Annotated in this window: 3 protein-coding genes; 1 reads left to right on the forward strand and 2 read right to left on the reverse strand. The window is 75.2% G+C overall.

From position 1 onward, the window contains the following. Positions 1-98 precede the first annotated feature (98 nt). Positions 99-932, reverse strand: coding sequence for a metallophosphoesterase (locus QOL99_RS16765; RefSeq protein WP_285525518.1), 834 nt, complete (start codon positions 930-932; stop codon positions 99-101). Position 933: 1 nt separating this feature from the next. Then, positions 934-1,239, reverse strand: coding sequence for a hypothetical protein (locus QOL99_RS16770; RefSeq protein ID WP_285525519.1), 306 nt, complete (start codon positions 1,237-1,239; stop codon positions 934-936). Between the two features lie 72 nt (positions 1,240-1,311). On the opposite strand from QOL99_RS16770, the gene QOL99_RS16775 reads away from it, so the two are divergent. Continuing rightward, positions 1,312-1,860: metallophosphoesterase (locus QOL99_RS16775; RefSeq protein WP_285525520.1), on the forward strand; the 549-nt coding region annotated here is incomplete at its 3' end.

Genomic DNA, 1,860 nt, shown 5'->3' on the forward strand with positions numbered 1-1,860 from the left:
CGGCGGTCAGGGCGGCCCACAGCGGGCGCAGCCGTCCGGCGGCCTCGCTGCGGCGGCTCACCGGGTCCCCCGTGGGGCGGGCCACCGCTGGCGTCGGTTCATGGGCGACCTCCGGTCCGGGCGGCGAGCCTCACGGGGAGCGCCTCGCCAAAGGTGGGATAGCGGCGGGCGGCGGCGGGGTCGCCCCGGCCCTCCAGCACGGTGACGGGGGGCGGGGCCGCCACGTCCCCCGGCCCCCCCACGGCCAGCAGCGCCATCCGGCCCGTCTCGTAGGCCCCCAGATCGAGGTAGACGTGCCGTCCCAGCCGCACGGGGCCGCGCACCGGGGTATGGCCGTGGACGCTGTAGGTCACGCCCGGCGGCAGCGGAAAGGGACCCTCGAAGGGCCGCAGCCACAGCGCCGCCGACTCGGGACTGGGGTAGCGGCGGTGCGGGACAGGCGGGCTGGCGTGCGCGACGAGCACGCTGGGCCCACTGGGCACCGCGCGGTGAACCTCCCCGTCCCCGGTCACGTACACCACCCGCGTCAGGGTGTCGAGGTACTCCGCGAGCACCGTGGGAAAGGTCTCCAGCGTCAGCGCCCCCACCTCGCGGCGCACGCTCTCGCCGCCGTTGCCCATCCACCAGCGGAAGCCCTCCAGCGCCCGGCGCTCGTCGGCGGGGTCGCGCGAGGTCAAATAGGTGCGGAACCACTGCAGGCCCTCCTGGGCCATGCGCTCGTGGTTGCCCATCAGCAGGGTCGCCTGCCCCGCCCGGCTCAGCTCCAGCAGCCGCTCCGCGCAGGCCACGCTCTGCGGCCCCCGGTCGATGGCGTCTCCCAGGCTCAGCAGGTGAACTGACGGCCCCCACTCGCGCCCGGCGTACTCCAGCGCCGCTTCCAGCAGGTCCAGCCGCCCGTGCAGGTCGGGCAGGATGACGACGGGCCGGGTCATCTCAGCGGTCCCCCGGCCCTTCGGCCCCTGGCTCGTCGGCCCCCGGCTCATCGGCAAAGTCCAGCAGCGTCTGCTTGGAGCGTTCGCGCAGCTCGCGGGCCCCGCCGGGGTCGGGGGTGAAGGTGAGTTGCCCGGCCCCTCCGCCCACCCGGTAGGCCGCCCCGTCGGTCACGCCGGGCAGCCACTCGGCGGGCAGGGCGTAGGTGCGGCCCCGGCTGTCTTCCACCTCGGCGAGGCCCACGTCCTCGTCGAGCACGTCCACCACCAGCAGGTCGGCCCAGGCGTCAGGGGAGGAGGGGAGGGTCATGGGGCCGAGTGTAGCGCCCCCTCCATCTTTTGACGGGTGCCCCTCTCACCCCGCGCCGCTAGCCTGACGCCCATGAAGGCCGAGCCACTCTCACCCGCCAACCCTGCCCGCCGCCGCTTCCTGCGCGGGCTGCTGGGCGGGTCGCTGGCGCTGGGCACCCTGGGGGGCGTGGGGGTCGCCCAGGCTTACGACTTCGGCACGGTGCACGAGGAAGGCGTGTTGCCGGGGTTGCGCTCGCCGCTGCGGGCCGCCTTTCTGACCGACCTGCACTACGGCCTCTACATCTTCGAGCGGCAGATTCGCGCCTGGGTGGACACCGCGAACGCGGCGCGGCCCGACCTCGTGCTGCTGGGCGGCGACTTTCTGGACGTGCGCTCGGACGTGGACCCCGCGCCCCTCCTGACCGAACTCGCGCGGCTGCGGGCGCCGCTGGGCGTGTACGCGGTGTGGGGCAACCACGACTACGGCTCCTTCGGGGCCTACGACCGGGGGGTGCTGGGCCAGGGCATCCCCGGCTGGGCCGAGCGCCGCGAGCAGGTGACGGCGGCGTTCGCGGCCTCCGGCATCACCGTGCTGCGCAACGAGGGGCGGGCCGTGCGGGGCGACCTGTGGATCGGCGGC

It is taken from the genome of Deinococcus rhizophilus (genome assembly GCF_030271215.1).
GTDB lineage: Bacteria > Deinococcota > Deinococci > Deinococcales > Deinococcaceae > Deinococcus > Deinococcus rhizophilus.